This window comes from Pseudoalteromonas sp. SWN29 (assembly GCF_015864465.1).
Taxonomy (GTDB): Bacteria; Pseudomonadota; Gammaproteobacteria; order Enterobacterales; family Alteromonadaceae; genus Pseudoalteromonas.
In genome coordinates this window covers 1-24,667 of record NZ_JADYXE010000059.1, presented here as the reverse complement: position 1 = coordinate 24,667, position 24,667 = coordinate 1, and the positions used below count along the sequence as shown (strand labels likewise).

General features: G+C 37.2%; 24 protein-coding genes. 10 read left to right on the top strand and 14 right to left on the bottom strand.

Features of this window, described 5'->3' with window-relative positions; genetic code table 11:
* Window positions 1-59: 59 nt before the first annotated feature.
* From I6F53_RS17875 to I6F53_RS17855, 5 genes are all read right to left on the bottom strand, one after another.
* Complete coding sequence (locus I6F53_RS17875) at window positions 60-506, bottom strand: ParA family protein (RefSeq protein WP_197240591.1); 447 nt, start codon at window positions 504-506, stop codon at window positions 60-62.
* 184 nt (window positions 507-690) lie between these two features.
* A complete protein-coding gene (locus I6F53_RS17870; RefSeq protein ID WP_197240589.1) occupies window positions 691-3,324 on the bottom strand; it encodes a restriction endonuclease-like protein in 2,634 nt (877 codons plus the stop codon).
* A gap of 24 nt (window positions 3,325-3,348) precedes the next feature.
* On the bottom strand, window positions 3,349-5,019 hold the full coding sequence (locus tag I6F53_RS17865; RefSeq protein WP_197240588.1) for an McrB family protein: 1,671 nt from the start codon (window positions 5,017-5,019) through the stop codon (window positions 3,349-3,351).
* 18 nt (window positions 5,020-5,037) lie between these two features.
* Window positions 5,038-6,108 carry a DNA cytosine methyltransferase gene (locus tag I6F53_RS17860; RefSeq protein WP_299085432.1) on the bottom strand — a complete coding sequence of 357 codons (1,071 nt, stop codon included), beginning with the start codon at window positions 6,106-6,108 and terminating at the stop codon, window positions 5,038-5,040.
* A gap of 272 nt (window positions 6,109-6,380) precedes the next feature.
* A complete protein-coding gene (locus tag I6F53_RS17855; protein ID WP_197240586.1) occupies window positions 6,381-6,563 on the bottom strand; it encodes an AlpA family transcriptional regulator in 183 nt (60 codons plus the stop codon).
* Window positions 6,564-6,698: 135 nt separating this feature from the next.
* Between I6F53_RS17855 and radC the strand changes: the two genes are divergently transcribed.
* Window positions 6,699-7,193: a RadC family protein gene (gene radC / locus I6F53_RS17850; protein ID WP_182701206.1), complete on the top strand. Its 495-nt coding sequence runs from the start codon at window positions 6,699-6,701 to the stop codon at window positions 7,191-7,193.
* A 140-nt stretch (window positions 7,194-7,333) separates the two neighbouring features.
* Here the strand turns inward: radC and I6F53_RS17845 are convergent, their stop codons facing one another.
* Window positions 7,334-7,951: an inovirus Gp2 family protein gene (locus tag I6F53_RS17845; RefSeq protein ID WP_197240580.1), complete on the bottom strand. Its 618-nt coding sequence runs from the start codon at window positions 7,949-7,951 to the stop codon at window positions 7,334-7,336.
* 413 nt (window positions 7,952-8,364) lie between these two features.
* On the opposite strand from I6F53_RS17845, the gene I6F53_RS17840 reads away from it, so the two are divergent.
* Window positions 8,365-9,294: a hypothetical protein gene (locus tag I6F53_RS17840; protein WP_197240579.1), complete on the top strand. Its 930-nt coding sequence runs from the start codon at window positions 8,365-8,367 to the stop codon at window positions 9,292-9,294.
* Here the strand turns inward: I6F53_RS17840 and I6F53_RS17835 are convergent.
* Window positions 9,291-10,463, bottom strand: a complete 1,173-nt coding sequence (locus I6F53_RS17835; RefSeq protein ID WP_197240577.1) for a tyrosine-type recombinase/integrase — start codon at window positions 10,461-10,463, stop codon at window positions 9,291-9,293. The two genes, I6F53_RS17840 and I6F53_RS17835, sit on opposite strands and share 4 nt — an antisense overlap.
* Window positions 10,464-10,774: 311 nt before the next feature.
* On the opposite strand from I6F53_RS17835, the gene I6F53_RS17830 reads away from it, so the two are divergent.
* On the top strand, window positions 10,775-11,311 hold the full coding sequence (locus I6F53_RS17830; RefSeq protein ID WP_197240575.1) for a YaeQ family protein: 537 nt from the start codon (window positions 10,775-10,777) through the stop codon (window positions 11,309-11,311).
* Between the two features lie 184 nt (window positions 11,312-11,495).
* Window positions 11,496-12,101 (top strand): alpha/beta fold hydrolase, encoded by a 606-nt coding sequence (locus I6F53_RS17825; RefSeq protein ID WP_197240574.1) that lies wholly within the window; start codon window positions 11,496-11,498, stop codon window positions 12,099-12,101.
* On the opposite strand, the gene I6F53_RS17820 is transcribed toward I6F53_RS17825, so the two are convergent.
* A complete protein-coding gene (locus tag I6F53_RS17820) occupies window positions 12,098-12,307 on the bottom strand; it encodes a hypothetical protein (RefSeq protein ID WP_166421115.1) in 210 nt (69 codons plus the stop codon). The two genes, I6F53_RS17825 and I6F53_RS17820, sit on opposite strands and share 4 nt — an antisense overlap.
* A 334-nt stretch (window positions 12,308-12,641) precedes the next feature.
* On the opposite strand from I6F53_RS17820, the gene I6F53_RS17815 reads away from it, so the two are divergent.
* Entirely contained in the window at window positions 12,642-13,115 is a 474-nt protein-coding gene (locus I6F53_RS17815) for a Dps family protein (protein ID WP_166378611.1), read from the top strand.
* Window positions 13,116-13,411: 296 nt separating this feature from the next.
* On the opposite strand, the gene I6F53_RS17810 is transcribed toward I6F53_RS17815, so the two are convergent.
* Window positions 13,412-16,354 carry a TonB-dependent receptor plug domain-containing protein gene (locus I6F53_RS17810; protein WP_197181478.1) on the bottom strand — a complete coding sequence of 981 codons (2,943 nt, stop codon included), beginning with the start codon at window positions 16,352-16,354 and terminating at the stop codon, window positions 13,412-13,414.
* A 238-nt stretch (window positions 16,355-16,592) separates the two neighbouring features.
* Between I6F53_RS17810 and I6F53_RS17805 the strand changes: the two genes are divergently transcribed.
* Window positions 16,593-17,345 (top strand): LytR/AlgR family response regulator transcription factor, encoded by a 753-nt coding sequence (locus I6F53_RS17805; protein ID WP_197240572.1) that lies wholly within the window; start codon window positions 16,593-16,595, stop codon window positions 17,343-17,345.
* A gap of 22 nt (window positions 17,346-17,367) precedes the next feature.
* Here the strand turns inward: I6F53_RS17805 and I6F53_RS17800 are convergent, their stop codons facing one another.
* From I6F53_RS17800 to I6F53_RS17785, 4 genes are all read right to left on the bottom strand, one after another.
* Window positions 17,368-17,766: a hypothetical protein gene (locus I6F53_RS17800; protein WP_197240570.1), complete on the bottom strand. Its 399-nt coding sequence runs from the start codon at window positions 17,764-17,766 to the stop codon at window positions 17,368-17,370.
* Between the two features lie 60 nt (window positions 17,767-17,826).
* Window positions 17,827-19,902: a S9 family peptidase gene (locus I6F53_RS17795; protein ID WP_197181481.1), complete on the bottom strand. Its 2,076-nt coding sequence runs from the start codon at window positions 19,900-19,902 to the stop codon at window positions 17,827-17,829.
* Window positions 19,903-20,043: 141 nt separating this feature from the next.
* A complete protein-coding gene (locus I6F53_RS17790; RefSeq protein ID WP_197181482.1) occupies window positions 20,044-20,607 on the bottom strand; it encodes a chitin-binding protein in 564 nt (187 codons plus the stop codon).
* A gap of 210 nt (window positions 20,608-20,817) precedes the next feature.
* The gene (locus I6F53_RS17785; RefSeq protein WP_197181483.1) at window positions 20,818-21,474 is read right to left on the bottom strand and encodes a cytochrome b/b6 domain-containing protein; all 657 of its coding nucleotides are present in this window, start codon (window positions 21,472-21,474) and stop codon (window positions 20,818-20,820) included.
* Between the two features lie 107 nt (window positions 21,475-21,581).
* Here I6F53_RS17785 and I6F53_RS17780 point away from each other — a divergent pair, with 107 nt between their 5' ends.
* From I6F53_RS17780 to I6F53_RS17770, 3 genes are all read left to right on the top strand, one after another.
* Window positions 21,582-22,286: an AzlC family ABC transporter permease gene (locus tag I6F53_RS17780; RefSeq protein WP_197240568.1), complete on the top strand. Its 705-nt coding sequence runs from the start codon at window positions 21,582-21,584 to the stop codon at window positions 22,284-22,286.
* Complete coding sequence (locus I6F53_RS17775) at window positions 22,283-22,582, top strand: AzlD domain-containing protein (RefSeq protein WP_197240566.1); 300 nt, start codon at window positions 22,283-22,285, stop codon at window positions 22,580-22,582. Before I6F53_RS17780 ends, I6F53_RS17775 begins: the two co-directional genes overlap by 4 nt.
* Before the next feature lie 72 nt (window positions 22,583-22,654).
* The gene (locus I6F53_RS17770; protein WP_197240564.1) at window positions 22,655-23,152 is read left to right on the top strand and encodes a glutathione peroxidase; all 498 of its coding nucleotides are present in this window, start codon (window positions 22,655-22,657) and stop codon (window positions 23,150-23,152) included.
* Between the two features lie 117 nt (window positions 23,153-23,269).
* Here the strand turns inward: I6F53_RS17770 and I6F53_RS17765 are convergent, their stop codons facing one another.
* Window positions 23,270-23,455: a PA3496 family putative envelope integrity protein gene (locus I6F53_RS17765; RefSeq protein WP_007579801.1), complete on the bottom strand. Its 186-nt coding sequence runs from the start codon at window positions 23,453-23,455 to the stop codon at window positions 23,270-23,272.
* Window positions 23,456-23,844: 389 nt separating this feature from the next.
* On the opposite strand from I6F53_RS17765, the gene I6F53_RS17760 reads away from it, so the two are divergent.
* Window positions 23,845-24,667, top strand: an 823-nt coding sequence (locus I6F53_RS17760) for a YggN family protein (protein ID WP_231616634.1), incomplete at its 3' end; no start/stop codon positions are given.

Here is a 24,667-nt window from a genome sequence, read left to right as displayed (position 1 = left end):
TGGCATTGTTTTTCCACGCCCTCTACTTAATTTTAATGATTAAATATTAAGCGCGACAACTAGTCTGACAGAGAGGGAATGACAACATAATCGTAAACGTCTTTTACTTTTTGAAGGTAACTTTTTAGTCTGTTCTCTCTACCTTCTCCAGGTGCCATCTCAAGCCTGTATAATTCTAAATTACCCGGTAGTAAATCGAAACTTCCTGTAGTGACAACTTCAATGTCTTCAAGTGCTTTCGGTTTAGCTAATGCAGCTGTACCAACAGTACTTCCTGTCACTCTACCATTTCGGTCAAAAACATTTACAATAGTATCTCCCGAGGTCTTTAAGTGATCTACGTACTGCCTTGGAGTCATTAAGCATTGTGTAGCATTGAACTGAGGATCAACATCAATTAACAAGACTTTAGCTCCATGCCTTCTCGCGATACAATCAGCGAAATTAACAGCTAAAGTTGTTTTTGCTACGCCACCCTTCATGTTTATTAAACTTACAACTATCAAAGTATTTCCTTATTTTATCTATAAATCTAATTAATTCCGTGAATAACTTAATGCTGAATTCATGTAGTATTTCTTCTTACTTTATATAGTTTTAAAGACAACCTAAAGTATTTATATAAATATTTTTATAAGCAAAGCTGATAGCTATAACGGTATAACCTGAGACGAGACACTACAACCAAAATCAGTTCAATGTTTGAGAATAAACTTTCTCAACCTCTTTAAATACAGATGCCTTTTCAAGATTAGACAACGTAGTGAGCTTCATAGTCCTATCTATTGGCCGATGCGGTACAGACTCAACTGGTGAGTTAAGAGTGAGTGGTTTTCCAAGTTTAAACAAAACAAACTCTTTGTCACTAGACTCCAACTTACCTGCTTGCTCAATAGTTAAACCACTTCGCGCTACTATTTGGCAATCAATTACGGGCCATACTTTTTTTATAGATTTAGTTCGAGAGTTAATAGCACTCGTAGAGGCAATAGCTAAATACCTAATTTCCTTTAACACATTGAGTTTTAATTTTTCTGTTGCTGAATTGAAAGTAGCTAATGGGGTGTGATACCAAGATGCTGAGCCATTTTTGAAGCGCTCAAAATAACTTTTATCTCGCCCTGCCAGCCCACCTAAAGCGGCTGTAAAAACTAAATCAGGATATAGCATCTGCTTCATACCTGCATATGGAATTCGGGCTGCTTCTTGAACATATAAACTCTCTTCTATCTCCTGAGAGTTTTTGACATAGCTATTATTCTCATCACCCAACTGTTTACGTAAAAACTCAGCAAGCCAATAACTACCACTCTTCCCACCAGCACTTGGCAACAATGCAAATGCACCTATACCTATTTCACGAATAGCTTCATCATAAGGGTTACTTTGTGAGTTATTAGCTTCATCATAAGGGTTACTTTGTGAGTTATTAGCTTCATCATAAGGGTTACTTTGTGAGTTATTAGCTTCATCATAAAGGTTACTTTGTGAGTTATTAGCTTCATCATAAGGGTTACTTTGTGAGTTATTAGCTTCATCATAAGGGTTACTTTGTGAGTTATTAGCTTCATCATAAAGGTTACTTTGTGAGTTATTAGCTTCTTGTTTAAAGTAACCTGGGTATAAAGCAAATGCGCCAAATATAGGTCTGCTCTTGCTTATGCTTTCTGATTGGCTTTCTTTGTTTATATGAATTAACGCATCCCTGTAGCGGTGCATTTGATTTATAGCATCATCAGGCACAAAGTCTGTTTCCTTAATGTTGTCTTCATCATAGCGCCCTTGCTTCGTTTTAATGCGGTACTTGGCATCAAATATCCAAATGAATCGCTTAGAGTTGGGCTTGGGTAACGTTACTTCAAGTACAATATCTGGTTCTTGACTAACTAAATATGACTTAATAGGCTTACCCTTTTTAGTAAACCTTGGCTCGTGCGCTAATCTGGCTTTTAGACCATCCTCACGCTCAAATTCAAACGCACCTGCAAAACCGTCTTTTAATTGGTACTCTAAAAAATCGTTTAACTGTAAATTATTTAGCTTTTTTGTTTTATCTTCAAAGCGCAGTTCATTTATTAAAATATTTCGAATCTCTAAAAAGCACCACACTTCGTATATTTCAGCGACAGACTTCATTGATACGCTTGATTGTTCTTCAAACACATCCAAATAGTATTTTAATTCTTGCCACACGCGATACACAGCGCTATAGCCCGTTTTTTGCTGCAAAACTAAAGATTCGCTATTAAGTCCTGTATACGTGCTCACCTCTTTAAAAAAGCTCTGATTTAGTGTTTTTTGTAAAGGTTTTTGCCACTCTTGTAATTCATTTAAAAAGCTATTTGAAAGACGTTGCTTATCCGGTGCTTTATTTGCTTCTCTTAGCTTATATTCAAATTTGGCAATACACTTTTTACTATTTGTAACCACCATTTTTATAAAACGGTTTTCAGGTGTATTTACACTAAGCTGCCTTTTTTCAACTTTATACCGTTTAGCGAACTGCTTACTTTTTATATCTTCTTTAACCTTTTCACTTAAACGTTGAGGTAAGCGCCCTTTCAACCTATCGGCTTTTGAATATGAAACATATGACTGTAAGCGACTGTGAGGAGCTTGAGTAATAACCTTAAGGCCATCTTCAAATCGTTTGCGTAAGTTATTAAAATTAGCAAGCCATAACAAAGGAAAGTGTCCCCTTTGCTGGCCCTTAGAAGCATTTTGTTCTGTTTTTTCAAGTAAGCTAAAGCGCCATAGTGGGAACTCTTTATCAATCATTTTATACATAGCAGGTAAGTCGCTATGCATATCCATTTTTGTTGGCAGTACTTCAAAGGAAATATTACTTTTAAATACCTTCCCACCTGCAATAAACTCAAGCGGTAAGCGCATCCAACCAACATCATTTCCAGTATTTAATGTACCTGTTAATCGAGCTGAAGAAGTTAAGCTCGCTCTTTTAAAGCGAAAACTATCATTAATGTTTTGGCTACGGTGGGATAAATAAGCACTTTCAACTTCAGAGCTAAACTCCCATTCAAATTGATATTGTGTATTTTCAAAAAAAATGGGCTCGGCAATACCTAAGCTATTAGCCTGATTGGTCGCTTCATATTCTTTTTTATCTACTACTAACGCATCTATATCTATAGGGGGGGAGAGCTTTATGGAGTAAGTCGATCCTTGAGCGAGGGTTTCAAGATCTGAACAAGCGATATTGCGTTTATCAAACATGGTTTGGTAAACCTGTTTTCGTTTAAAAATATCGTTCGTCCAGATAGATAATTCAAACTGTGGTGATTGCAGATATAAAAGCTCTTGCATTCCTTAGCACTCCATCCAGTTTAATTAAGGCCAAAAACTTGTAAAACCAAATGTTGTTAACCTATCTTCCATCCAGTTTATTTTTTCTTTGCTCCGGCAAGTAATACGAATTAGTTTATCGCCTTCTACATTTTCACGGTACAAATCAGGTCTTGCTTTATCTGAGCCAGGCAATTCATTCCAAAAGCTGCCAAATTCACTTTCAAGAATTTCTTCCAATTGTTTCAATATCGATATATCGACAGATCCAATTGCAGCAAGCTTCTCGGTATCACCTTCAATACGGGGAAAAACCTTACACATTAAAAAGTCATCCCATACCGCTTTTAAGTCAATTTCTTCTATTGGCTCACTACTTATAACTGCTAATAGCAGCTCATTAAGTGCTCTGTATGCAAGCTTAAATGGTGTATGTGCCAACACACCATTTATTGCATTAATAAATGCGATGCTTTTACGACCATCTATATCGATTTCAGGGAGTTTATCGGTACTAGTCCGTGCATCAGAGTAAATAGGGTAACTCAATGCCTTATTGGTGGTTGTAGGTACGAAAAAGTTATCGAAATCGTTAGGGAAAAAGTTGCCAAAATCAAAACTCAGCGCTCGGTCTATTACTTTACGAGAAAAGCCATGGGTAGTTTCATCCATATTTACTGTGCCAGCAACTATCAAGTTAAACGGAATACTTAAACCATATTCACAAATATGTTGCCACGCATCATCATAATTAGCATCCGCAAACCCCAGTTCCTCACGTAGCCTTTCAATATTATCGATTGATTGAATTGTAGTAGCTTTTAATAGTGGGTCACACGAGTATTGAAAATCATCTTCATCCCAAGCCCAACACCTTGTTTCAATAACTGATAAGTAATCCGCAAAGTACTGTTCAACAGGCGCTAAATTCATTTCGTCTAAGCAAAGCCAATATGGTTTTATTGCATCAATATCTGATATGCCACCTTGAAGGCATAAAAGCTTTTCATTTACTGATAATGAAATACCTTTATCAAGTATTTCACGCCATGCTTTAGCAATAAATTTAAGTACATCCGTTACTACAAACTCAGCACTCCCACTTAAACGAGACACATACCCCAGTAAATCACTAGGCTCATGCCAGTCAGGTCGCACAGATGTTAAGCAGTAAGTCTCAGCTAATGAGCCTGTTTGCTTCGCCTGCTCTCTGACAAAGCGAGTTTTTCCTGTTCCTGATATACCAGCTAAAAGCAGAAAAGGCTTAGATAAAGGCGTTACAGTATCTAAACTAAAAGAAGTTAATAAATGAGTTTTATAATGTTCATCAGATACATCTAGAGTTTCTCCTAATGGGTGTAACTCTTGATTCATCAACTGTATAACTTTATTTTTAGTTCTATTTCTCCCCTGCTTAGGTTTCATGTAACCAACTACAGGGAAATTAGCAATTATTGTTTCGATAACACTGCGGTCATTACTACCAGAGCGAAGTTCTGTATCTACATGTATAGGAGCCCCACCTTGAAGTTTGTGAAGTAAAGCTTCAATTCGTTCAAACCTTATTGAGAAATTGTTTTCACCACGAGATACATTTACTCTTCCTGTTCCACTCCAATCAGTGCTTTCTATAATGACTATATTGCGACCAGTAATATATTTAAGTTCTACATTAACTAGCTCGTCTATCCATGTTTTTGTTTGTTCAATATCCATTTTCATTACCATTCATTTTTATTTTTCTAAGTAATCTTTTATTGTAGATGCAATACCATAAGAAAATAAGTATGGCACTCCATTACCAATAGTTTTAAACATTGCACTTAATGTCATAGTCTGAGGAAATTGGAATTCCTTTGGTAAAGATTGTATTGCCAGCGCTTCAGCTGCTGATAACCTTCTTGCCTCATATGGATGGAGGTGAACCTCATTATTACCATATGCGGCAGTTGGTGAATATCTATATCGATGCAACCGCTTATAAGATTTTTTAGCTGTATCGCCTTCTTCTATAACTAGGAACTTAGCAAGCCCAGCTCTTGGCGTAAAGTGAGCTTTAGCGTTCGGATGAGCACTTACATCATTTTTATCAAACCAATATTGAATTGTAAGGTCTTCGGGAACATTATCAGGAAAGGGGGGCTGCTCTCCAAACTTATTTGTACTGGGCCAATTAAAGTCAAAAGCCACTCGATTGGGATACTTCATATATTTTTCCCATTCAAACTTAACTTCTAATTTAGCTTTCGTATTTTTTATACCAAACAGTATTATTCTGTCACGATCTTGGGCAACACCAAATTCCAATGAGTTAATTAGCCTATTATCCAGTGTGTATCCTGCATCTGAAAGTTCACTTTTTAAGCGCTCATAAAATTCACGATGTTTCTTCGTTCTCCATAGCCCTTTTACATTTTCAAATACAAACCAATCTGGCTCAAACTTTTTAATACAATCAATATATGATTGTGAAAGCTTACCGTTTTCACCCTCTTGCCCCTTGTTTTTACCACCTACAGAGAAGTCTGGACAAGGAGGTCCTCCAACAAAACCAACTAACTTGCCACTGGCTTGCTCTGCCTTAACGCTCTTAGCTAGTGAGCATTCATCACGCTCTTCTAAATAATCCTCGATTGAACCAGTATGATAACCATACTTGGGTTGAGAATGCCCCATCAATTGACGACTGTTCTCATAAGCATTGATAAATGATTTATCTATCTCATTAACAAAGACAACATCAAACCCAGCTTTCTCAAAGCCTAGGTCTAAAAAACCTGAGCCAGAAAAAAAAGAAAAGATCACACTATTCAAAATACATACCTATTAATAAGCTTGGAAGCTTTGAAAACTTGACCACACAGAAATTGTTTTCTCTCTATAATTAAAGCTGAAATAATTAGTTCGCAAATGGTTTCAGCTTGATTAACAGAAAATAAAGATTTAAAACATTAGCTAATTGGATGGCAGTTTCAAATGATGGGCTATATTAGCAATTGGCAATTATTAGGCAAGCTTTCAGTATATTTAATAGGGCTCCTTCCATATGAATTTTAGCTAAAAGCTAATTCCACGACTTATACCTCTCTTTCCCCTAATCTATCCATTATCCAATCATCAACTTCAGACTCTAACCAAGCTACCGACTTAGCACCAAGCGATACTTGCTTTGGAAATGTGCCTTCAGAAATAAACTTATAAATACTTGAATGGCCAAGTGATGTTTTTTGAATCACTTCTTTTAATTTGATTAACCGCATTTTTCTATCTCCGTTATAGGTTCAAGAGATATGTCAGTTGCGTAGAAAGTTACTTTTTCGAGCTGGTGGCTAAATCCAAAATATTGAAGGCATATATCACTTAGGGGTATTAATTACCTACCTGAGGACCTGATAATGGCTTTAATTAAAACCAAGCAATACGAATCAAAATTTAAATGTTTAGAGGATCAAATTTTAGAAAGAGCAGCTGAAATAATGCAGCAAAGATATGCTCGCCTAGGGGCGCTTAATAGCCCCTCTACAGCCATAGACTTTTTAAAGGCAAAACTAGGTGTATATGAGCGTGAAGTATTCGCTGCGCTGTATTTGGATAGCCAGAATCGGATTATTGATTATCAAGAGCTATTTTTTGGAACTATTAATGCAGCTTCGGTTTATCCAAGGGAAGTTGTTAAGTCTGTGCTTAATAAAAACGCCACCAGCGTTATCTTTGCTCATAACCACCCTTCAGGCGATCCCACGCCGTCACAAGCAGATAAACTCATTACAAAGAAGTTGGAAAGTGCTTTAGCGCTAATAGACGTGACAGTGCTTGACCACATAATCGTAGGTGAAACATGTGTTTCTTTTGCTGAAAGACAGCTACTAAGTTTAGACAGTAATAACTAAGGGGAGGATATATTGCTAAATTCTAATACGGTAAGAATCATTATTCATACAATTGCTATATTAAAGATTTTAAGAACAATCTATGAAGATGATATTAAATAAACCAGCGCCCTACTTGGGGCGCTTTAAACAGTGAGTCATTAATACTGCTTAGGTATGTAACTGGTTCCAAGATTTCTCTTACCAGTACCATAAACTTTTGTCTTATTTTTTGCTAAATAGCTTAATCGAGATACTGATGTATCCCTTTGTGTTGAGTAATTCTTAGAATTGCTTTCAATCCAATTACACGCATTGTCAGGGAAGTTTACAAGGCTTTGTGCTTCATCCACGGGAATAGCGAGTGCACTAGCCCATGCTTGTATAATTAAGGAGGCTAAGCTACCAGAATTAAAGTCATAGCTACCTAAGGAGTGGAACCTGTCTTTATTAATAAAAATAGCAATATGATAATGTTCTTTACCAGCAAGCTCTCCAAACTCTCTCGCCCAGACATAATACAAGTCTGTATCATGCACTCTATGCCCTAAACGCCTGCGCTGTATAGCATCACTGCTAAGCCTTGCCTTTAATGAAGCAAAGAATCTAGATATTAAATTATTCGCTACTGCTTTAGGTGTATCTATGCATTGATAATAATCTGGAAGGTATAAATCAAATCTTACAACATTCAATCTAGGGTTCTGCTCAATAGCATAATCTAATGTAGATTCGATTCGTTGTTGGTATGAAAGGTTATATGTTGGTTGTTTGATCATCTTTAGTGCTCTCTGTTTTGTAAGTATACAAAGAGGCTCTTATGTATTTTATTACACCATCAATACTTATAAATGACTAAGTTAAATAGGTATATCTTACCTATCCGACACCAAGAAGTTTTCTAAGTTAAGAGCTACTGACACCATTTAACTAAAACCCCAAGTCTACCTAGCATTTATAAAAACAACGCACTCTTGAGTTATTTATTTTAATTAAACTTTAAAACACCCACAAAAAACCCTACAGACCCAATAAAAACAAGGCTAAAACTAAAATTGAACCAGAAAAAAATCAGAAATAAAATTCTTTTTAGATGATTAAAATTAGAAATAAAACATAGAAATAAGTTATAAAATCTACCTTTATGTTAAGCTTAAATAATGAAAAATTAATAAGTAAAGTGATACGTGTAATGGAATGGAATCATTTTAAAGCCGAGATAGGCAAGCTCAATCAGAGGCCCTTTAAGAGTAGACGCGAAAATGTATATTTATATAATTGCTTAGTTAACGAACTGAAAATTAAAAGTGCGTACAATCCTTTTAAGCTTTCAAACTTAGAGCTAAATGACTCTATGAGGAGCTATTTAGAGCCGCAAATGGAAGCTAAGGGAATTATAGAACATTGTCTTTTGATGTATAAAAAAAGTAAGTTTGATGAATCTAAATTTAACTGGTTAAACGAGACGAATACCTTTGACTGCTATTATATATGGTACTTAGTTTCATCCATTCATTCCTTTAATAAAGGGAACCATTACTTTTCGTTTAACGTTGAAGATCTCGAGTCATTAGGAAACTATGAAGGCTCTGCCTATACTTTTCTTGGTTTTTCACTCACAACTACACCTAGTACTAGCGCTGAGTGTAAAGAGCTCATATTGATGTTTTTTGATCATGCAAAATTAAGCCATAACGGAAAGTGTGAGCTTGTAACGTTACTCAAAAAAAAATTAAGCACTTTCAAGTTAAGTAGTCATAAATGCCTTAAAGCATTAAGAGGTGAGGATGAAGAGTTTATTTTTTGGTTTTGGGATTATCTTATCACTAAAAAAAAGAAGTCAACTAAACCTAAGGTCCCATCTTTTTTTAACCCGACTACAACAGATGAAGTTCTAATTTATTCCACAATTATTCTTCACCACGCAGATGAAGACACCCTTACTAAAGCCTATAGCTCGATTCAAAGTAAAAAGAGTTACTTTAAGAGTGAATCAAGCATTAAAATAAATCGCACAGAATTCAAAAAAATATCAAAAATAGCTGAGGCCTATGGCGTAAGTGAATCAATAGCTTTAAAAACACTGATAGATAGTGAGTATAAATCTATAAGTACTAGCTAATAATTTATATATTCACTCCACCACTTCATTATTGGTCTTCGTTGCTCTAAATAGTCCGAGCGGTTATATGCCGCTCGGGTTTCATTTTCATCTGCGTGGGCTAAGCATGCTTCAACTAAAAGGCTATCATAACCTTTTTCATGAAGCGCTGTAGAAGCAACCGAGCGCAAGCCATGAGCCACCAGCTTATCTTTGTAGCCTAAGCTTCGCTTTATAGCCGCATTAACTGTGTAAGTGCTTGCGTGGCTGTTTTCATTACGCTCACTCGGGAATACATATTCATGGTGACCGCTGAGTGGTTTCATTTGTTCAAGTATTGCCAAAGTTGCAGGCGTTAAAGGTACTCTGTGGGCTCTTCTGCGTTTCATTTCTTCAGCAGGGATCACCCAAACCTCTTCTTCGATATTAATATCGGCCCACTTAGTGCCAGCGGCTTCCTTTGAGCGAGTCATAGTGTGCAATTGCCACAAGATTAAAAGCTTGGTTTTGTCCTGAATGGTTTGAGAGTTATTCAAAGCGGTTAAAAAGCCTGGGAGCTCTTCAGGTCTAATCGTTGCCATGTGCTCGACAGTATTTTTAGTAAATACTTTTATAATTTTTGCTAGTGGATTGGCATTAATAAAACCATGGTTTACTGAGTAATCCATGATCTGGTTTAAGCTTTGGCAAATACGTTTAATTGTGGAATGTTTACCGTCAGACTCTAGTGGCCTGAGTATTTCAATTGTGCCTATCGCTGTAATGCTATCTAACGGTATATCTTTCATCTTAGGGAATATATACATTTCAAGCGTTCGCCACTCTCTAGCTGCGTGATGGGCGGTCACAGTAGGTTGTTTTCGTTCAAACCAAAGCTCTGCGGCAGCTAAAAATGTATTAGCTAGCTTTCTATTCGCTTCAAGCTTTTTAGTACTTTCGTATTCTTTAGGGCCAATGCCTTTAGCTAAAAGCTGCAAATAGTTTACTGCCACACTTCGGGCTTCAGCAAGAGTCACAGCAGGGTATGCACCTAAGGAAAGCTTGGTGACTTTTTTATTAACTGTATATTTAAATCGCCAAGATTTAGTGCCATTCGCTCTAACACGTAATACTAGACAGTTACCATCTGAAAAGGTTTGTTCTTTACCTGTGGCTACAATTGATTTTATCTTGCGATCAGTTAAACGCATAACTCGCAGAACCTATATATTCAGTTAATAAAGTGAGTATATAGTAATTTTATAATCTGGGGTACTGAGTGGGGTACTGCCTGGTTCGGATTTAGCTATCATCATGCGGAACGTGACGGAATAAAATAACGATAAGACACTGATTTTAATTAAACAAAAAACTTTATACGTATGAGGGTGGAAGTTAATACAAGCGCCCAGGGAACCACTGGATAGCCATTTTTAACTCCTAACGTATAATTAACCGCTATTTTAACTGGCAATTCATTTAATTGCGCTATACTGACGCAAATTTTTTCAGATTAGTTGTTATGGCTCTTAAATCCACCATTATGAAAGTGCAGTTATCGCTTAGCGATATGGACCGCCACGTTTATCAAGATTTTAGTTTAACCTTGGCTCAACACCCATCAGAAACCGATCAGCGGTTGATGATTCGCTTACTCGCTTTCGCACTAAATAGCTGTGATGGTTTAGAGTTTACTAAAGGGTTAAGCGCTGATGATGAGCCTGAACTTTGGCATGTAAGTTATAGCGAAGAAATAGAGTTATGGGTTGAACTTGGCTTACCAGACGAGAAACGCCTTAAAAAAGCCTGCAATAAATCTAAAAAAGTCGTGCTATATACTTATGGTGAAAACAATCAAGCAATTTGGTGGCAAAAACATCAACCTAAATTGTATGAATTTAAAAATCTAAGTATTTTTAGTCTTGATTACGCAGCCACACAATTATTAGCCGCTTTGGTAGATCGTAATATTAAGCTCGCCATTACCATTCAAGATGGTGAAGTATGGGTAAATACCGATACAACTAATATCGAAATAAAACCACAGCAATTGATGTAACTAAGATAGGTTATACCAATTGCATTAAATTAGTTATCTATTATAGCGACAAGGAAATAAGTCGATAACAAGGCGAAAATTATGACATATAGTTGTTCTATATAAATAATTTTTAACGCAGGTAGCGGGTTATTTAATACGCTAGAATGATCATGTTTTTAATAAAATTGGTATTAGGGAGCATATGAAAGTTAAACACGTTATTGTTTTACATGGCTTGTATATGTCTGGCTTTGTTATGCGCCCACTTTGTTCGCGCCTTGAAGAATCGGGGATGACGGTATTAAACATTACCTATAATACACTTGACCCTAATCGAGATACTATTTTTGCTCAAATTGATGAGTGTATTTCTAACGAACCTGCCGCATTAGTATGCCACTCTATGGGCGGACTTATCGCTCGCGCTTATTTAGAAGCGAACTCCCCTGCTAGCCAACATGTAACTAAAGTTATTACCTTAGGTACTCCACATAAAGGCAGCCACATAGCACAAAAAATGAAGCAAAAAGGGTTTGAATCATTTTTAAAAAATAGCGTGGAATTTTTATTAACTAAAAATGGTAACTGGCCTTTTAAAGCTAAGCTTTACAGTATTGCGGGCGATTTACCTATTGGGCTTATGCCTTTAATAGTTAAGGGTAGCCAGTCAGATGGCACTGTATTACTAGATGAAACCAAACTTAAAGGTATGGCAGAACACAAAGTGTTTCATTTAAGCCATACCAGTATGATTTACTCGCGCCAAGTGCTCGACTACATTTTAAAATGCCTAAGTGAGGGAGATTAGTCCTCTGCATTGGCCGCAATTTTATAGCTAATTAAAAATACGACTCCCAATATAAGCGGAATGGGTGCTGCAATGTAGCCAAAAAAATCCGAATTCGCAAAGCTCGCACCTGCTAAGTGGGCTACTAACCCAAGTACAAATGCGATGACTGCAATACCGACCACTATTAACTCTGCTTTATTTTGTTTTGCTGTTTTTGCATGCATGTTATCTCTCCTAATTATTTCGACAACTTTATTATGCGCCGTTAGGATGGATGATTTTTGACCTGCATCAATAAAAAAACAGCTAGATTATCGCCTTGTATAAAGTTTGTTTTAGATCATAATTTATACTTATTTAGGGTTTATTTACTTTTAAGGGGTGGTATTTTTATTAATCAGACCCATTTCTATTAATAGTTAAAGGTGTGTATTGGTATCAAAAAAAGTTAATAGATTAAAACTATTAACTAGATATATTTAAACGATTTCACTAAACAATAAAAATCCGCGATACTTATTACAAGTTCACAAACAAACGGTTATTCAGGAGCAAGTTATGTCACATGTAAACGCAATTGGTCTAAACAGTGCAAAAAGCGAAGACATTATAAAGTCACTCAATACATTATTGAGTAGCTACCAGATTCAATACATGAACGCGCGTGGCTTTCACTGGAATATTAAAGGTCGTAACTTTTTTGAACTACACGTTAAGTTTGAAGAAATTTATAACTTACTACTTCTAAAAGTAGATGAAGTTGCAGAACGTATTTTAACGTTAGATGGCGCACCACTACATGCATTTTCTGATTACCTTGAAGTAAGTAAAATTAAAGAAGCTAAAGGTATTAGTGATGGTGTTACAGCCGTAGAGAACCTACTTGCTGGTTACAGTACATTAATTGAAATGCAGCGTGAGATATTAAGCCAAGCGGGTGATGCAGACGATGAAGGTACTGCTTCACTAATGAGCGATTACATCTCGGAGCAAGAAAAACTTGTTTGGATGTTAAAAGCTTACTTAGACTAAAATTAAGCAAAAAAAAGCCCTCAATGAAGAGGGCCACAAATAGGGATAAATCGTTAAATAATCAAGCGATTCGGTTACTATATTAGTCTCCTCCCAATACTAAACAACGCCCCTGTTACCAGTGGCGTTGTTTTTGGTTTAAGTGGGCACAATGCTCATATATTGGGATAAACAATGTATAAGTATTACTGCTCTTATTATTTTTCCAATAAAAAAGCCCCAGCGATACTGAGGCTTTGTGAACGTAATTAATTGAGTAAGTAATTAAGTAACGATATTAATATCGCTACTATTGGTTAGAACTTACTTCTAAAACCGATGTAGAATGATTGACCAATTGGGTCGTACGTACCTGCATCTGTTTCAGTACCCGTGCTTGAACCACTTACACCCGATAAAATGCGCGGTGGCTCTTTATCAAATAAGTTACTTGCACCAGCATAAAGCTCTGTTGAATCGCTTATATGGTAACTTGCTTGAACATCATGATACGTTACCGAACCTATGCCTATTCCACCTGGAGCAATACCAAAGCCACTTAAGAATTGGTCATCAAAGTCTGCAGATCCAATGTAAGTTAAGCTCCAGTTAAAATCAAAGTCGTTAAGTTTATAACCAAAGTTCCAGTTAGCTTTATGCTCTGAGGCACCAATTTCTCCAGCAAACTCATCTTTATCAGCGCCTGGAAGTGGAATGCTATAACCATCGATTAGGTAAGTATAAGCAAGGCGAGTTCTAAACGCACCAGGGCCAATGTCAGTTGAGTACGTTAGTGTTAAATCAACACCTTCTGTACCTAAACCACCACTATTAGATACACCGCTGTCGATAAATTCTAGTGAACCAGCGCTGTTATTGCCTGATGGGGCACTACGACGAGTTACGAAGTCACAAAAACTTGTATCGCCGCCGCCATAACATTGGTCAAGAATAAACTGGCGAGGTGTTGATACGATTGCATCTGTAATTTCGATATCAAAGTAATCAAGCGTAATGTCTAGTCCTGATATTAGGTTTTCTGGTGTAAATACCAAGCCTACGGTTACAGAGTCACCAACCTCTTCTTTTAAGTCTTGGTTACCACGGTTAAAGCCACTAATGCCTTGTAAGTCAGACTGGTTAAGCGTGAACTCACCATTTGAAGCAATATTTGTTGTAACACCACCATCTATACGACAAGCATCACCAGCAGCACCACCGCCACTATTAGCAACACCTAAACATGGATCGTTTAAACCACTTGGGAAAGTTTGCGAAGGTGGAGAAAACAATTCATCGATATTTGGAGCACGTGTTGAGCGAGCACGAGTGGCACGTAAACGTAAACTGTCCATGATTACCCAATCGACACCCACATTCCAACTTTCGGTATTACCTACTGTTGAATAATCAGATAAACGAACTGCTGCATTCATTGTTACAGAATCAAGCACTGGAATATTTGCTTCAACATAAAACTCAGTTACATCAAATTCACCTTCAGTCGCTGGGATTGCGTTACCTGCGTTTAAGCCAGCTTGTTGTAAGGCATCAAACTCACTGCGTGAAAACTCTTCGCGGTATTCAAAACCAGCCGCAATACCAACAATACCCGCTGGCAATTCAAATATATCACCTGAAATATTACCACCTACAATTTTTTGCTCAACTGATGTAGCAAGTGAGCTAGGTGCACTTACAAAATCAATAGCACCTTGTGATAACGAATTAAAACCGTAAATGTCCACTGGCGCACAGTTAAAGCCACGAGCTGTCGCATCTATACAAATAGCTTCATTAGTAATGCCATCGCCATCTAAATCTTGGCTATCAACAACGGCTTCTAAACCTTGGCGGAAACTTTGTACATTAACTAAACCACCTGAAACTTGCTGTTCTTTTGTTTTACCATAAACATAGTAAGTATCGTAAAACCAACCGTCGGCTATTTCACCTTGAAAACCAAGCGCTAAACGGAACGTATCACGCTCTGCACGTGCGCCACGGTTACCTACATCACTTAAACGCTTAGCAAAAAAGATATCTCGTGCGCCATCACCATCGGTATCAGTTGCTGCGTTATAAATGCCGTCAGGAACAAACGCGTTACGTAAGAGCTCACCGTTTACATTAAATTCAATTGGAACACGGCCATTGGCATAAATGTCGTCAGAGGCAAAAGGAAATGGTTCTAATTCAGAAACGGTTGTCGTTGCAGCGTAAGTACCTTCATAAAAAAAGCTGTGCTTATCGCTTAGCTCATAGCTACCGTTTGAGGCAAATAAGTAACGCTCTGTAGGTATCGCGATAGTACGCACACCACTTCGGTTAAAACCATTTGCTGCTACGCCGTCGCCGCCATTAGAACTAAATGAGTTTTGTAGATTGTTTGCATCATTAAACGTAAATGTCTCATCCCCAGCGTTAAAACGACCCTGTGGTGGAAACGAAGATAAAAATGGGCTTACTGCATCAAATACAGAACCTGGATTTGCTACTGGATCATCTTCAAAGAAAATACCTGAAAATTGATCTACTGCCGAGCGGTCACGATCACGTGAGAAAACAGCGCCTTGATCAGAGTAACCAAGGTGAAACATAGCGTGCCCTTTACCATCTGAGCTTGATAAGCCTGAGGTAAAATTGAATTGACGCGATTCATCATCACCTTCACTCGATTCACCGTACTGACCATCAAATTCAACGCCTTCAAAGTCATCTTTTAGTACAAAGTTAACTACACCAGCAACAGCGTCAGAGCCATAAACAGATGAAGCACCACCTGTCATAATTTCAACACGTTCAATAAATTGACTCGGAATAGTATTTAAATCGACAGCAGAGCTACCAGGTACACCCGATACATAACGACGACCGTTAACTAATACCAATGTACGGTTAGAACCTAAATTACGTAAATCTACAGTCGCAACACCTGCACTAGCGGTACTAAAGTTTGAGTTAGTACGACTGATTGCCGGTGAACCAAATGCTGGATTATCTAGTAGTAAATCTTGAATATTTAAAGAACCAGATGCGTCGATTGCTGTGCTATCTACAACTTGAATAGGCGCTGATGACATTGCCTCAGCTGAACGAATACGAGAACCTGTAACTTGTACACGTTCTATTTTAGTAATTTCGTCATCTTCTGCAGCCACACCTTGAAATGAAAAGCTTGCAAGTATTGCGCTACTTAGCGCAACTGTTAACGACGATTTTTTAAATAATCGCGCGCTACCTTTGTTAGTTAATATCATATAATTCCCCTGAATTGTTATTTTTGTAACTAAATAGTTACTTCGCGGATTACAGTAAGGGGATTTTTTTAAACACTCTACGTGCATTATTTATAAGGCGTAGTCTTTGGTATGAATAGCTAGTTTGATGGGATGAATTAGTACGTCACAATGATTTTATAAATATATTGTACTTTCTATAACAGTTTTTCCGCTAAGCACGGTCTTTATTACTATATACAGCAAGGGATATAAAATAATGATCGCTTCTTTTCATGCATTAACTTTTGTTAGCGACACTAAGTTTGCAACATTTTTAACAAAGCGCGTGCAAGATCACCGACACTTTGAATCTCAATCTTTTCTTCAGTCAAAAAGATTAGATCAAATAGATACAGATCAATACAACGTACTGTTTTACGAACTAACTAATCTGGCTGACCCTATGCAAATAGTGCATTTAACGGAGCTCGCTAAAAAGCTTAAGTTAGTCATTATTGCCCAGTCGGGTCATTTTGCGAGTTTTGCTTTTGAAGTTGGCGCTGTTGATTTTTTAATAGTAGATTCAACTGCACCACGTATTGATAAATGCTTTGATAAACTTATTCATCTTTGCCCAATAGCAAGCGCGACCGAGCGCCAATATCAACAAAGCACGCCAGCTGAAAAACCGTCATCACAAATAATCGTTAAAGATGTAGGTAAGGTAAGGCTAATTGATATAAAAGATATTATTTGGATTAATGGTGCTGGCAATTATGTAGAGCTACATTTTACACAAGGTAGTACACCGGTATTACACCGCGAAACTATGAAAAATATTGAACAGCAGCTAGAGCCAGAAGGGTTTATTCGTATCCATCGCTCAACGTTGGTAAGAAAACAGGCTATTTGCGAATTGATGCCTACTGACAGTGGCGATTATAAAGTAAGACTAAAAAATGACATGTGCTTAAACCTTTCAAGACGCTATAAAGGGTGTTTAGAGAGTATTATACGCCCTCTTCAGTAGCAGTTTATAATACTCATATTAATTACCAGTATTGTTTTATATAACTGTCATTTGGATGCACTAATAAATAACTTTCGGCATCTTTATAAAAATTAACTTCTACTTCGCTATTTTTCCATACTTTTTCAAACATGTGTTTAGCTATGATATTAATGTTTACATAGTCAACTCGTTGATAGCCACGTTCTTTTACACCCGCAAAGTAGGTCTCTAATGAATCAAGACTATCTAAAGTTAACAGCTCAAATTCCTCTAAATTAACCACCACAAACTTAATGGTATTTTTAGGGTGGCTACCCAGCTCCTGCATAACACCACTCGTTAACAACGCAATACCTTCGTTGTTAAAGCTTCCATTTAGCTTTAAATACATAGTAGGTGGCTGTGAACAAATTTGAAATTCGCCATGCGCTCCAAACATAAATTACTCTATATATATCAACTTCTATATATAGAGTAATACAATTTTCCGATTTTGCAGTTAATTTAACAGCGCAATAAAAAAGGCCATTTCGAGGGCTTTTTCTTCTAAGCTTTTAAAACGACCTGATGCACCGCCATGACCTGCATCCATATCGGTTTTAAATACTAAAATATTACTGTCTGTTTTAAGTTCACGCATTTTTGCAACCCACTTCATAGGCTCCCAATACTGGACTTGTGAGTCATGAAGACCAGTAGTAACGAGTATGTTCGGGTAGTTTTGTGCGCTAATATTGTCATAAGGCGAGTAAGCTTCTATCACATCATAAAATTGAGGCTCATTTGGATTACCCCATTCATCGTATTCATTTGTTGTGAGTGGAATACTTTCATCAAGCATTGTGGTTAATACGTCTAAAAATGGTACATGACAGCCAACACCGCAATATAACTCTGGTGCCTGGTTTACAACCGCCCCCATTAATAGGCCACCGGCACTGCCGCCTGAGGCAAACACCTTATTGCTATCACAATAACCTTGATCAACAAGCGCTTTTGTCACATCAATAAAGTCACTAAAGCTATTTTGTTTATGCTCTTTTTTACCTTGCTCATACCATTCGCGGCCTAGCATTTCAGAGCCCCGAACATGCGCAATAACATAAACAAAGCCACGATCGAGTAAGCTCAGTGACGAACTAGAAAAGCTAGGGTCGATGGTATAACCATAGGCGCCATAGCCGTATTGAAATAACGGATTTGTGCCATCTTTTTTAAAGCTGTCTTTTCGATAAACAACAGATACAGGTACTTTAACTCCGTCGCGAGCAGTTACCATTAATCGCTCTGACTGATAGTCATCGGCATTAAAACTACCGAGTACTTTTTGCTGTTTAAGCAGTGTTTTTTCGCCAGTTGCTAAATCAACATCATATAAAGAGCCTGGTGTTGTTAAACTTGAGTAATAAATACGCGCAGTCCGTGTGTCTGGCTCTGGGTTCATTGCTATTGCAGCATAATAACAAGGATCGGCAAACTCAAGTGCCATACGATTCCCTTGCCTATTAACAACTACGAATCGAGCTTGCCCTTGCTCGCGTTCACTCAATACTAAAAAGTCATTAAATAACTCTACACCTTCAAGCAGTACATTTTCTCTGTGAGCTGTATGCTCAAACCATTGTGTTTTATCAGCAATCGTTTCGTTTGTTGCTGTCATTAATCTAAAGTTTTTAGCTTGCCAGTTAGTCACAATATAAAATGTGTCACCTAGCTTATCTACGTCAAACTCGTGGCCATCTTCACGCGGCATTAATGCTTTAAATTCGTCAGTGGGCTTATTAGCATCAAGCACCCATGTGTCGTTGGTCTCTGTCGATGCTAAATCAATAATAATTAAGCCTTCGTCGCGGCTTTTACCAAGCCCCATAAAAAAGCTGCTGTCTTGCTCTTCGTAAACCATTACGTCTTGGCTTTGCTCACTGCCAAGCTCATGCCTAAATACTTGGTATCCTAGTAGCGTTTTTAAATCTTTTTTTACATAAAAAACTGTTTTATTATCGTTAGCCCAAACAACTTGCCCTTCTGTATTTTCAAGTACATCAGGTAGCATTTCATCTGTCGCTAAGCTTTTAAAGCGAACATTATAAATACGGCGACCTTCGGTATCTTCTGAGTAAGCCATAAGCTGCTCGCATGGGCTTAGTGCAACTTCTCCTAGCTCATAAAACTCAAATCCCTCAGCTAATACATTCACATCGAGTAAAAGCTCTTTATTATCAGCTTTTATGCTCGTGCTTCTATAGTGGCGCGAGTATTCATCATCACCACGTACTTCTGAGTGATACCAGTATTTTCCGTCTTTAACAGGGACCGAGTTATCATCTTTTACAATGCGTGCTTTTAGCTCTTCAAAAAGTGTATTTTGGAGTGGTTTCATTGCAGCTAACTGTTCATCGCAATACGCATTTTCAGCATGTAAATGTGTGAGCACTTGCTCATCCTGACGTTCGTCGTCACGCATCCAATAGTAATTATCAGTACGTATTTTATTATGAGTACTTAATGTATGAGCTTGCTGTTTAGCAATCGGGAAATTAGGTAATAAACTTAAAGAATAGTCAGGACGAGACACAACAAAACCAATTAAAAAAATAACGTGATTTGCAGTTTATCATAAAAATAAAAAAGCCCATCCAATAGTTGGATGGGCTAAAACGGTAAACGCTTCATTATTAAAACCGCTATACCTTTGGGAAGATAATTCACTTAAGCTTTATACTTGCTGCCAAGCCATAGCCCAGCTTTGTCCTACACCGGGTTCAAACATCGATTTTTTATCACCGCTCGCGCGGCAAAACTCATTAAAAGGCCAAGGCCTGCATTGATAAACGTGCCCTGTTTTTGGCTGCAGTACTTTTGTACCCGCATTATAGTTTTCACAATTTTCAGGGTACACGTAATCATAAGTATCAAGGTTATTAACAACACGCTCATCGCATTTTGCAATACAATGAAAATCGACATGCGCTTTACATATACCACTGCTTTGCAAAGCAAAAATTTCATTATTTCGATAGGCTACAATTAAACCTTGTTCGGTCATTTTACCTGCGCTAACAAGAGGTACATGCACATTAATGTGCTCGGCAACTAATCGTGGCCATGCGTGAGGTTCACCTTGTTCAAGCGAGGTGATTTTGTAATCAAATGATAAACTAACTAGCACTCCTTGCATGTCGTAAAAGGTTACACTCACCACATCACCAATAAATAATTGGGTATGATGATTTAAGCAACCTATTGTTGACCACTTTCCACAGGCCAACGACGTATGCATAAACACAGCAACACCTTAAGAGTTACAAAATCTTATCCATATACTATGGATACACAAAAAATACACTGACGGCAAGCGATACATAACTCTTTAGTCTTTATGCAGTTGGTTTGCCAGTAATGTGGCGATTATAATTCGGCCTCGCACAACAATCAAACAAAAGAATGTAACCAAAAATAAAAACCAACCCTTTAAGGTTGGTTTTATGTTTTAACTAAACAAATAAGTTAAAGGCTCTTTCGCCCACGTAAATACCAGCAACACTAGTAAAGATATAAATATTAGCCACGCAGGCCAAGACGCTTTTGTTACTTTAGCCTCAGAGTCATTCCCTTTTAATTCTTTTGAGCCTGTGATCATCGCTTTAACTAGCGGTTTACCTTTTATTCTATAAACAATAATAGCTAATACATGTAAACCAATAGCATAAAGTAAAATGTCAAAATTCAGCTCATGTAACCAGTTTGAAAAATCAATCACATCGCTCGACACATATTGAGTCAGCGGGCCATCAGTTAAAATGCCATCGCTACTCATTAGGCCGCTAACGAGTTGCGTTATAATTAATATAAAAAACACTATCACCATACAACTACCGGGCGCTGAATGGCCTAGCGAGTCGCTTGGTGATTTTAATGCCTTAAAAATAGATTTAGGAGAATGTAGTAACGCACTTAACCTTGCGGTTTTACTACCAATAACGCCCCATATTAAACGTGTTACGATAAGCGCTAAAGTAAAAAAGCCAGCAACAAAATGAAGCTCAATCATGCCCTCTTCAATACTAAAATAAAGCACCGCAATACTTACAACCAAAAACCAATGAAAGCATCTAATAAACCCATCCCACACTTTTAACGTCGTCATTGCGCCTATCCTTAAAAAAACAGTATTATCTAATTCGTTAACTACTTTAACATCATAATATTAAGGTATCCTTATGCGCTATTCTACTCACCAACAGAGTAAAAATCATGCAACCAGTTAAAAAAGCTATTTTAAAAGGCTTTTTAGATATGCTACCACTGTGTTTAGCCGTTGTTCCTTGGGGTATTTTATGTGGCTCTTTAGCCATACAAAATGGCTTTAGCGCCTTTGAAACCCAAGCAATGTCGTTATTAGTTTTTGCAGGCTCTGCACAGCTTGTGGCGATTGAACTTATGGCGGGCAACTCTCCCTTGCTAACCATTCTATTCACAACATTTATTATTAGCTCTCGGCATTTTTTATACGGATTAGCCGTGCGTCATAAGGTGATTGATCAACCTATGCGTTGGCGCTTACCAGTAAGTTTTGTATTAACCGATGAGCTATTTGCATTTTCTCATCACCGAAAAGCATACAGAACAAAAACACGTTTAATATACGCATTAAGCGCAGGGTTTAGCTTTTATATTGCATGGAATATTTGGACATTAATTGGCATTGTAGCGGGCACAATGCTGCCAGATTTAACCAATTTAGGGCTCGACTTTGCAATTGCTGCCACGTTTATCGCTTTGGTTATTCCGGGGATTAAAAATTTGGCCTCACTTGTTACGGTAATTGTAGCGGGTATTAGCGCAACGCTTTTAAAAAGCACAGGATTTGAGTTATGGCTTGTTTGCTCTGCACTACTGGCAATGAGCGCAGGTTATACTACAGCAAGGCTAACCGCTAAAAAGGAAGTGACGCCATGATGACGACTATTTTACTTATGGCGTGTATTACATTTTTTACACGTTATTTATTTTTGCATCGTGCTTTACCGTTTAAAGTGGGACCTAAAATGCAGCAGTTTTTAAGCTTTAGCGCCCCCGCAGTGCTTACCGCTATTTGGGTACCTATTGCGTTTTTAAATGAAGATGGCATTAATTTAAACTGGCAAAACCCTTATTTAAGCGCAGCGATAGTTGCTATTATTGTTGCCTACAAAACACATAATATTTATTACACAACGCTTGCCGGCATGGGGGTATTTTTAATATTAAATTAGTGCATTCTTTATACTTTATGAAAGAGTTCACTCAGGTTAAAATGCGGCTAACAACAATAAAAAGACGTCAATATGCACAAATTTCATCAATTAAGCGCAACAAGCTTACAGGGTCAACCCATCAACTTTAATGATTTTGAAGGTAGGGTTGTGCTTATTGTTAATACCGCAAGTAAATGTGGATTTACCTATCAATACGAGTCTCTGCAAGCTTTGCACGATAAGTATGCCAGCCAAGGTTTAGTTATTTTAGGATTCCCGTGTAACCAATTTGGTCAACAAGAACCAGGGAGTGCAGAACAAATTGAGCAAGAATGTTTAATTAACTACGGAGTTAGTTTTTTAATGGCAGCCAAAGTAGATGTAAACGGTCAGCATGCACATCCGGTATTTCGTCACTTAAAATCAGCCTTACCTGGTTTTTTAACACGTAAAATAAAATGGAATTTTACTAAATTTTTAATTGCCGCAGATGGTACACCAATTAAACGCTATGCACCTTTTACTAAACCCGAAAAGCTAGAACTTACAATTCAAAAAGCATTAGCACAGGCTAAAAGCACGCTTTAAAAAGTAATAAAGAGGCGCAAGGCCTCTTTATTACCAATACTATTAAAACTAAAACATACGTATAACTGTACATTTAAACTCTCAATATTAATTGGTATCTATTTATACTAGCGAAATTTAATCGGTGTAATCGCTTAAATCATCTTCGCCTAGATTTTTACGCAAGCGTTTTTGCTCAAGGTAGTCTTCCAACTTCTTCTTAACCTTTTGCTTGTTCTTATCGTGTTGATTACGTCCGAGCATTTCGTACTCGTCTTCAACAAAATCGTCATCTAGCGCATCGTAACTAAATGTCTTACCCACAACCCACTCCATAAAGTGTTTGAGACCAACCAAGGATTTTATTATCGCAATAGTCGGTAAAATTAAAAAATGTTTAACGCTAAAGTGCTCTGCAAATTAACATCAAAATAAAGCCACGTGACTACTGTAAATAGTCTTCATGTCAGTAATGTGAATAAATAGCGCTAAATTTGAATTGAGGAAAGTGAGAGTTTTTTATCGTATCGATAAATAAAATTTATTAATTTTTATTAGTTAGCCAATTTGACTAAAAAATGGTTGTTTATTAATTAATTTCACTTACTAAAAAACAAACAAAAACAGTTAACCATCTGTTTTATATTAAAAAATAAAACTGGCACCAAACTTGTTATTAATTAATCGTCATCAACAAAAAGTAGAGAATAAACATGAAAAAATTACTATTAGTTAGCGCATTAATTTGTACACCTGCTGCAATGGCTCACAACGACAACGATTCTGCAATTTCATTTAGTAATGATGAATGTAACGTCGAATTTAAAAATGACGTACGCATTAAGCCAAACGAATTAGAAATTTTTACCGCTAACAATAAAACCATGCAATTTAATACCCATGGTGACTTAACCGTAAATGGCGAGCTTGTAGCGCTTAATAATTCACAGCGCGAAGCGCTCACTAAATACTCTGATAGTTTACGTACACAATTACCTGAAGTAGCTAATATAGCGCTAGAAGGTGTTAAAATTGCCGGTGTGGCATTAGAAGAAGTAGGTAATGCATTTAATATTGACGGCCTTGATAATATGTCTGAGCTTATGGACGACATTAAAATTGAGGTAGAAAACACATTTTACCAACAAGGTACATTTGTAATGGGTCAACAAAGCTTTAACCAATTTGGTGAAAACTTTGAGCAACAATTTGAAGAGCAAATAGAAACAGCTGTTGAGTCTGCCGTAATGCAATCTATGGGCAGTATTTTAGTGGCTTTAGGCTCTGAATTACTTGGTTCAGGTGGCGATATGGATGCCTTTGAGCAACGCATGGAAAATATGGGTGCTCAAATAGAAGAAAAAGTAGAGCTTCATGCAAGCGCACTTGAAGAACGCGCTAACTCTTTATGTGAAAACTTTGCTGATATTGCAAAACAAGAAGAGCAATTAGTAATGCAGGTAGTGTTTAGAAATCTGTGTCATTTCAGTATTATTAAGAAAACAGGAGTGACACATGACTCAATCTTTCGATTTC